The organism is Terriglobia bacterium, from assembly GCA_036496425.1.
Classification (GTDB): domain Bacteria; phylum Acidobacteriota; class Terriglobia; order 20CM-2-55-15; family 20CM-2-55-15; genus 20CM-2-55-15.
Map to the genome: position 1 here is coordinate 1 of DASXLG010000264.1, position 8,485 is coordinate 8,485.

At 58.0% G+C, this 8,485-nt stretch carries 6 protein-coding genes and 1 tRNA gene; 5 read left to right on the forward strand and 2 right to left on the reverse strand.

Translation table 11 applies throughout. The annotated features are described in order from the left end of the window. Positions 1–104 precede the first annotated feature (104 nt). The 5 genes from VGK48_19145 to VGK48_19165 all read left to right on the forward strand — a co-directional run bounded on the left by VGK48_19145 (position 105) and on the right by VGK48_19165 (position 6,908). Positions 105–177 (forward strand) — tRNA-Val (locus VGK48_19145). 273 nt (positions 178–450) lie between these two features. Then, complete coding sequence (locus tag VGK48_19150) at positions 451–4,809, forward strand: FG-GAP-like repeat-containing protein (GenBank protein ID HEY2383297.1); 4,359 nt, start codon at positions 451–453, stop codon at positions 4,807–4,809. 258 nt (positions 4,810–5,067) lie between these two features. Then, the gene (locus VGK48_19155) at positions 5,068–5,907 is read left to right on the forward strand and encodes a hypothetical protein (GenBank protein ID HEY2383298.1); all 840 of its coding nucleotides are present in this window, start codon (positions 5,068–5,070) and stop codon (positions 5,905–5,907) included. A gap of 9 nt (positions 5,908–5,916) precedes the next feature. Beyond that, positions 5,917–6,459 (forward strand): RNA polymerase sigma factor, encoded by a 543-nt coding sequence (locus tag VGK48_19160; GenBank protein HEY2383299.1) that lies wholly within the window; start codon positions 5,917–5,919, stop codon positions 6,457–6,459. After that, on the forward strand, positions 6,456–6,908 hold the full coding sequence (locus tag VGK48_19165; GenBank protein ID HEY2383300.1) for a hypothetical protein: 453 nt from the start codon (positions 6,456–6,458) through the stop codon (positions 6,906–6,908). Before VGK48_19160 ends, VGK48_19165 begins: the two co-directional genes overlap by 4 nt. An 81-nt stretch (positions 6,909–6,989) precedes the next feature. Here VGK48_19165 and VGK48_19170 read toward each other — a convergent pair whose 3' ends face one another. Continuing rightward, on the reverse strand, positions 6,990–7,634 hold the full coding sequence (locus VGK48_19170) for a CpsD/CapB family tyrosine-protein kinase (GenBank protein ID HEY2383301.1): 645 nt from the start codon (positions 7,632–7,634) through the stop codon (positions 6,990–6,992). Further along, positions 7,631–8,485 (reverse strand): hypothetical protein (locus VGK48_19175; GenBank protein ID HEY2383302.1); only part of this gene is annotated, 855 nt, incomplete at its 5' end. The genes VGK48_19170 and VGK48_19175, both read right to left, overlap by 4 nt.

The window sequence follows — 8,485 nt, forward strand, 5'->3', positions numbered from 1 at the left end:
CGCTTGCAAGCGGGCGGAAAAATGAAAATGAAAGCCGTACAAAACCCCCACATTTTGGCTAAAATCAATTTGTCTGAATTTGTAAGTGCTTCTGAATCAATCTCGGGCGGTTAGCTCAATCGGAAGAGCATTCGGTTTACACCCGAAAGGTCATAGGTTCGAGCCCTATACCGCCCACTAAGAACCCAAAGCAATTCTCCTGCAACGAGGGGCTTTGCCCAACGAAAAGGAAAGGATCACAAAAAGCACAAAAGATCGATTCGCGAGCCCACTTCTTGTGCCTTTTGTGCTCTTTTATGTGCCTCTTGTGTTCCGCTCCCGTTCCGTTGGGCAAAGCCGTTTTCGCCAGGTTTTTCCGCACGCCGGGACGATTTCCGAACTTTATTGATTCCTTATCTTGATTTGTGCGAATCTGCCGCGGCATGCATTGGCGCACTCTAACGGTCACAAATGTCTAACGGTCGCAAGCTGGCTTTTTTACTTCTGGTCCTGGGAATCGGGACACTGGCTGTCCTGGCGGCAGCGGTGACGATTTCCAATGCGTCGTTCGAAACAGCAACGTTATCGATTAACAGCGGCAGCGGGCCATATTCCAATGTGATCGTGGGCTCAACGGTTGCTGCAACCGCCGGAACGCTTGCGAACTGGACTGCAAACTCCACCACAACCGGTGCCGCGGCGGGAGGGTTGGCTCCCACAATCGGGAGTGCCAATTGGACCTCGAAATGGTGGACCGGCACCAATATTGCCTACTTGCAGATAAATGCGGCGGGGACTGTTTCGCTGTCTCAGACGCTGTCCGATACGCTTCAAAACAACACGACCTATACACTGTCGGCCAATATAGGCAAGCGTGGCTCGGGACTACCCTTGAACTATTCCTTGCAGTTGTGGGCGGGTTCCACGCAGCTTTCGTCGACAGGTGGCCTTCCCCTCGGCAACAACAGCTCCGGCACGGACAGCTTGGTCTATAACAGTGGACCGGCCAATGCTGCGGCTGGACAGCCGCTGAAGATCGTTCTTTCAACAACCTGGGTTTCAAGCGTAACGGAAGCGTTTTTCGACGATGTTTCCCTGATTGCCGTGCCGACCTTGAGTTCGGTCACTACTTTGGTCAGTTCTCCTTCAGCGGCGGCACAACTCGGCCAGACAGTCACGTTGACTGCGGCAGTCAGCCCAGCTTCGGCCACAGGAACGGTGACGTTCTATGACGGCGAAACGGTGCTTGGAGTCGCAACGCTTGCCGGCGGTCAGGCATCGCTTTCCACTTCGCTGCTGCGTTCCGGCCAGCGATCGCTGCAAGCCTATTATTCCGGACAGGTTGCAATAACGGCAAGCCGCTCGACACCGTTGCCGTTCACTATCAGTGCGGCGGCGGTCGGTGGTTTTACTTCTTCAGTGGCGAATGCGACTGCTGGCGGAACGTCCGACCTGGCGATGGGTGACTTCAATGGAGACGGCAAAGCGGACCTGGCCGTGATCCAGTACCCCGTAAGTAAGGTCAGTATTCTTCTCGGGGCAGGCAACGGAACCTTTGCGAGCCATGTGGACTATGACGCCGGCAGCGGGCCTTCTGGCATTGCGACGGGAGACTTTAATGGCGACGGCAAAACGGACCTGGCCATCGCCGCCACCGATGCGGCATCGCTGCGAATACTTTTTGGATCCGGAACGGGAACATTCGGTTCACCTGCCACTTATTCGCTCGGTTCAGGTTCAAGTCCCCAAAGCGTCGCGGTGGGAGACTTCAATCTCGATGGCAAATCGGACATCGTCGTGGAGAATCTCTACAGTACGGTGACGGTCTTTATCGGAAAAGGCGACGGAACGTTTCAGACGGGAGTCGCTTATGGGACAGGCAGCACCGGTCCGGTAAGCCGCAGTGTGGCCATCGGAGATTTCAATAGTGATGGTATTCCCGACCTCGCGGCGGCCAACGGTACCGCCGGGACAATCGGAATCTTGTTGGGAAACGGGAATGGCTCTTTTCAGACTGCCATCCCTGTGAATGCCGGTAATCCGAACCATCTCGTAATCGCCGACATGAACGGCGACGGGAAAGAAGATGTGATCGCCACAAGCCAGAGTGCCCCAAATGCCGTTGGTATTTTGTTGAGCAACGGCAATGGCACGTTCCAGCCATATCAGTCGTACAACACCAACCAGGGTGGGAGTGGTACACGCGGTTTGAGTATCGCAGATTTCAACGGCGACGGCCGGCCGGATATTGTAGCCGCGAATTGGACGTCCAACATCGCCAGCGTGATGGTCAACAACGGCGCCGGCGCGCTTGCAACCCTGACGGATGTTACAGTGGGATCGGGGTTGTCGGATGTTATTTCCGGCGATTTCAACGGCGACGGACTGCCCGATCTTGCTGCCGCTGCCGGGTCCGCTGTCAGCATTGCCCTTGGGACGACGCATCCAGCCGCTGACCTTATCCCCCGGAACATCACGTTGAGCGCATCGGCGGTTGCGCCGGCCGGCTTCGTTACCGTTAGTTGGACCTTGGCGAATATCGGAACTGCCGCCGCGAGTGCGGCAAGCACAACGGTGGTGCGAATCAATCAATCGGTGTCGTCGCCGGCCGGAACGGATCTTGCGAGTTTTCCCACGCCGGCCCTGGCGGCCGGGGCGTCGGTGACTCAAAGTGCCACTGTGGCGGCGCCGACGTTTCCTGCCACCTTCTACGTCTGGGTGATCGCGGACAGGTTCGGCGTCGCGAATCAATTTACATTGAACGATGCTCAGGCGCTGCCCCTGACTGTCACCCTCGACGCTCCCATACTGAACATGAGCCAATCCCTTGTCGCTTTGGGACTCGGAAGTCAAAACCTCGTTCCGAATAATCCAGCTCTCGACGCAAGGCCTCTAATCCAGAATGCGATCAACTACGCCGGATCTCACACCGTAGGCGTGCTGACGTTGGACCCGGGCGCCTACTATTTGAAGTCGGACACGCAGTCCAACGCGACTCTCATTTTCGGCAAAAATAATAAGAATTTGACGATGGATCTTGCCGGGTCCACGTTGTACTTTCCCGGGCCGGCGATACCGGTCAGCGGCATTGCATTGTTTGACAGCGACAATGTGACGCTCACCAATTTCAAGATCGACTTTGTCAACCGACCGCAGGCCCATGTCCAATTGACATCCGTGAACCCACAGACACGGGTTTTGTCCTATCAAACCATCCCCGGCTTTGCGGATCCGTCAACATTCAACGGTCTTGGCGCGCCGCTTGTTTGGGCTGTCCCGTTCCGAAACGGGCACATCGTTCCAGGAACGGCTCGAATGAAGATCACGATGCCGATCTCCGGAAATCAGATCGCGTTAACCCAGGATGGAACGCCGTGGACACAAAGCGCCACGCTTTCCATGCTCCAGGCGGGCGACACGATCGTGGTCGCTCCTTTCTGTTGCGGCCCCCCGATTGAGGCGTTCTCGGGCAATGCGATAACGATCTCGAATGTCACGATCTACGGGGCTCCGGCTAACGCCGTTCACTTTGATTTCGCGACAAATTCCACCGTGGACAACGTTCGCATCGTGCCCACACCGGGAACCGGGCTCATCGGCTCGAATGCCGACGGCATCGATCTCGGGGTTGGTCAAAACAATCACCTTAAGAACAGCTACGTGACCGGCACGCTCGACGACGCCATAACAGCGGCCGGTGGCCTTGTGGGGACCGTCGTCAGCAAGACCGGTGCACGACAGCTTACGATCACGCGGAGCGGTTTCTCCCGGTTTCCGAATGGCACGCTCGTGGACTTTGTCGATCCTGTCACAACACTCGAATCGCCGGGGCCGACCATCATTTCGCAAGTGCCTGCCGATCCCCCGAACCCCGGTTTCAACGAGTCAGTTCAACTGACGTTTGATCAAGACCTGCCTGCGAATCTTCCAGCAGGAATCTTCCTGACCTTCGGTGGCCCAACAATGCGGGGACAGGGTTCCACAATTGAGGACAACCTGGTTGAAGATATCTATACGGGGCGGGGCATATGGGTCACCGGCGGTCGAGGGATAACGATCACCCGAAACGTTATTCGCAGGACCAGTATGTCCGGAATCGATATTAGACAGGATACGCAGGCCTATCCCAGTCCGCCAGACCATGACATCACGATCAGCAATAATGCAGTCGAGGGCGCGCTTGGCCCCGGCGAAGTGGGAACCGGTAGTCAGGACGCATTGGGCGCCATACTCGTTACGTCCACCAACAATCAGAATTTTGGTTTCGCTACCTCAGCTTCCAATAACAATATCAATGTCCTCAATAATTACGTCGCCGATTCCGGCCGCTCCGGTATCTGGATTGGCGAAGTGAATGGCGGGACTCTGCAAAACAACCTGGTCATCCGCTGGAATCAACATCCGGAATTTGCGGTCTACGGGATCCCGGCGGAGTTTACCCAACAGGTCATCGATGATCGAGCGGTGCCGGTCGTGATTCATTACAGCAATGGTGTGGTGGAAACCGGAGACGTGACCGGCAGTACGTCCACCATCGCCGCACCCGTCACGATGACACCGGCGTCTCTTTCACTGAATGGAGGTTCGCTATCCGGTAGCTTCCAACTTCAGACTGCCGTAAACGGTTTCGGTTGGAAAGCGGTGAGCGACGCCGCCTGGTTGACGATTACCTCAGCGACCACCGGCGCCGGAACGACCACTGTGCAGTACTCCACGGCGGCAAACAGTACAGGAACTTCCAGAACTGCACACATCACCATCGCCGGTGAGGTGTTCACAATCACGCAGGATGCTTTCAAAAGAGTGCGCGGCCAGATCACCAGCCAGTGAACCCGTAGCGGCCAGCTCGAAGTATGCCGGCGCGGTCGGGAAGCGCAAGCGCGGCAACCTCAATGGGAGGAATGTGTTAGCTCGACAAAAACATTTTTGAAGGAGCGGAAAAACAGCATCAGCTGATAATTACCAGCTTTCAGATTCCATCCCGGCCCTGCAGCTGACAGTTTCCAACTTTCAAGTGCATTTCCGTTTCCCACCGATCTGCCCCGCCGCCCCGTTAACCTTTCTGCCTCATTACCGTAATAACGAGTGATGAAACGATACGCGACAGTGATAAGCACGGTTATTCTCGCGGCCGGCCTGCAGATGGGAACGGCAAGCGCGCAGCGAGGTCCGCGGGGGTTCGATTTACTCGCGGACGGGAATGCTTCGGCCACGAAGCAGCAGCTGCAGCGGCTCCTCGATCAGTATCCGCCGTCGGTCAGGCGGGTTCTGCAGACCGATCCGGCATTACTCGCGAATAAGGATTACCTTGCGCCGTATTCGGCGCTCGCGACTTTCGTCGCGAATCATCCGGAGCTTGAGCATAACGCCTCCTTTTTCTTCGGGAATTCAACGGTCGTGGCGCCGGTGCTCGTCGATCGCCAGAGAGATAACGGCAACACCCGGCAAGTCGCGGAGGATATGACCATCGCGCTTGTGTTTATCACCATCGCTTGCGGAATAACCTGGATCGTAAGGTCGATGATCGAATATCGCCGGTGGGCGCGGATGATGACCACTCAAACCGATATCCACTCCAGCCTGATGAACCGGTTGACCTCGAGTGAGGACCTCCTCGCCTACATTCAGAGTCCGGCCGGAAAGAAGTTCCTCGAGTTCGCTCCGATCGCCACCGGGACGGCCACCGCGGGCCCGACGCTGAACCGGATCTTATGGTCGGTGCAGGCGGGACTCGTTGTGGGATTGGCCGGGGTCGGGTTGAACTACGCCAGCGACCACATTGCACCCGAAGCCGCGCAGCCGTTCTTTGTACTGGGCGTGCTCGGGATCGCGGTCGGAACGGGATTCATCCTGTCCGCGCTGGCTTCATATATGATTGCGCGAAACATGGGCCTCGTTCAGGGAACATCCCAGACGCCTCCAACCTAAAGAGATGAGATGCGCGACATAACGCTTTCCGAACTCCAACGACTGCAACCCGGCATCGATGAGGCCGACGACGCACTTCAGATGGACCAGGATAGCTTTCGCTCCCTATACGAACGAACGGCTCGGCCGCTGTGGGTCTATCTGTGCCGTAAGACCGGAAGCGTGGAGACCGCGGATGATCTCCTGCAGGAGACCTACTACCGTTTCCTCCGCGTCCGGACGCCATTCGAGAGCGACAGCCATCGCAAGAACTACCTGTTCCGGATCGCGACCAATCTGGCGAACGACAACTTTCGCAGGGGAAAAGAGGACCAGCTCCCCGAAAACTATGAAGCCCGCGACGCCTCCCAGCATCATCCGCAGGGCGCCGATGTGACGAATGCCCTCGCGAAGCTGAAGCCGCGTGAACGCGACGCGCTTTGGCTGGCATATGCCGAAGGGCTGTCGCACAAAGAGATTGCCGAAAGCCTGGGCGTGAAGCCAACCAGCATGAAGATTCTCCTGTTTCGCGCGAGGCAGAAGCTCGCCTCGCTGCTGCGAGGTGCGCAATGAAAGAATGCATCCGGGAACATGAAATCGTCGAAGCCGTGACCTCCGGCCGCTGGCCCGAAGCCTGCGATCCGGATCTGCGCGCGCATGCGCTGTTGTGTCCGGTTTGCAAGGAGGTTGCGTTCGTGGCGACAGCTCTTCACGAAGAGAGGGAAGCTGCCGTCTGCGCCGCCGGAGTGCCGTCCGCCGGCCTGGTCTGGTGGAAGGCCGAGTTGCGCGCGCGCCGCGAAGCTGTCCGCGCCGCCGAACGCCCGATGACGCTGGTCCAGTCGCTCGCTGCGGCCTCTGCCGCCGGCGTTGTGGCGGCTTTGATTGGCGGCCTGCTGCCCTTCGTCCGCCAGCTGCTTGCAGCGTTTACCAGCCTGCCGGAACTCGGATTGTTGATGGGCGGTCTGGCCACGCTGCTGGTGGTTGCGCCCATCGCGTTGTATTTCGTCTTCTCCGACAAGTAGGCAGACAGGGAAGGAACACAAGAGGCACAAGAAGCACAAGATCTTGTGTTTCTTGTGCCTCTTGTGTTCCTTTTCCCTTCTCTACAGGTATTGATAAATCCTGTCCGGAATCGGGAAGGTCCGCCGGTTCAGCACGGCGCCGAGGATCGGGACATTCGCGGCTTCCAGCGCCAGCCTCGTGTTGACGGCGGCTTCGCGTCTGCTCGCGTTCGCGGCGACCACGATGACGACGCCGTTCGCCAGGCGTCCGGCCCCTGCGGAATCGGCGCCGCCTTTCATGGCGGGCGTATCGATCAGGATGTATTCGAAGTCCCGGGCCAGCTCCGCGATCCGCGCTTTCATCGCCTCCGGCGATACGGCGCCGGTGGCTTCGGAGAGGGTGCCTCCCGAAGGTAAGAGCCATAGCTTCGAATTCGGCACAGCAGCCGTAAAGTTCCGGATCGGCTCCTCCGGCTGCATCGCGGCTTGAATCAGGCCACGCTCGTTCGGGATGCCGAAAAGCATGTGGAGCGATGGCCAGTGCAGGTTCGCATCAACGACACAGGCGGAACCCGGGACGCGTTCGGCCAGCCGCTGCGCGATGCGGGAAACCAGCCAGCTGCATCCACTCCGGCGTTCGGGCGCGGTGAAAGCGACACTCATTCGCTTCGCGTTCGCCGGAAACAGCCGGTCGACCAGTTTGGTTTCTTCTTCAGCGAGTAATTGGATGATTCGGGCCGCTGTCATAGCGAGTTCGTCTCCTGTTGCGAATTGGTGGAATCGCCGACAAGCGGCATGGCCGCCAGAAGCGGTAGACCGAGGTGGCGCTCCACTTCTTCAGGCGTGCGGAATGAGCGGTCGTAATAATCCGTAACAAAGCCGAAGCCGAGGCTGAGCAATCCGGCGAACACGAAGCCGAATTTCAGCGGCACCGGTGCAGGCTCCGGCAGCACCGGTATGGAGGGCTCTTCCGTGATCGCGACGTTTACGATCCGCTGTTTGTCGAGCTCTTCCTCAATACGCGCTTCCTCCTGCTTTCGCTGGTAGAGCAGATACTTTTCTTCCGCCGTCTTCTGCTCGCGGACCAGATCCTCGCGCTTGATGTTCTTCTGATCCAGGTCGAGCACCAGCGAGCGATACTCCTTCACTGCCTGTTCTTTAGCGTTGGTGCCGGCCTGGAGAGATGCGAGGTCGGAACGCGCCTTGGCGAGCTCGACGGTCAGCCAGTCGCCGGCCGGATTCGTATCCGTCGTCTGTTCGACGAGCGGCGTTTTCCGGGCCTCTGCTATTGCGTTCTTGACGTCCTCGATCTGCTTCTCGAGGTCCTGCAGCGGGCGGTAAGAGTCTTTGAACTTGCTTTGCATTTCCGTGTGCTTCATCTGAAGCGTCACGAGCTGGTTCTGCAGATCTTTCAATGCTTCATTCGGAGCGGTGCGAACGCTTTTCACCGTGCGGTGCGAAGTCGATTTGCCAAGCGCCTCGAGCTGGCGGATGCGGGCCTGCGTTTCTGCAATAGCGGTCCTGGTGTCGATCAGCGAGGATTTGTAATCGCTCAGCTTGCGGACATCGATATCTTTTTCGGCGCCGTCGGTGACGAG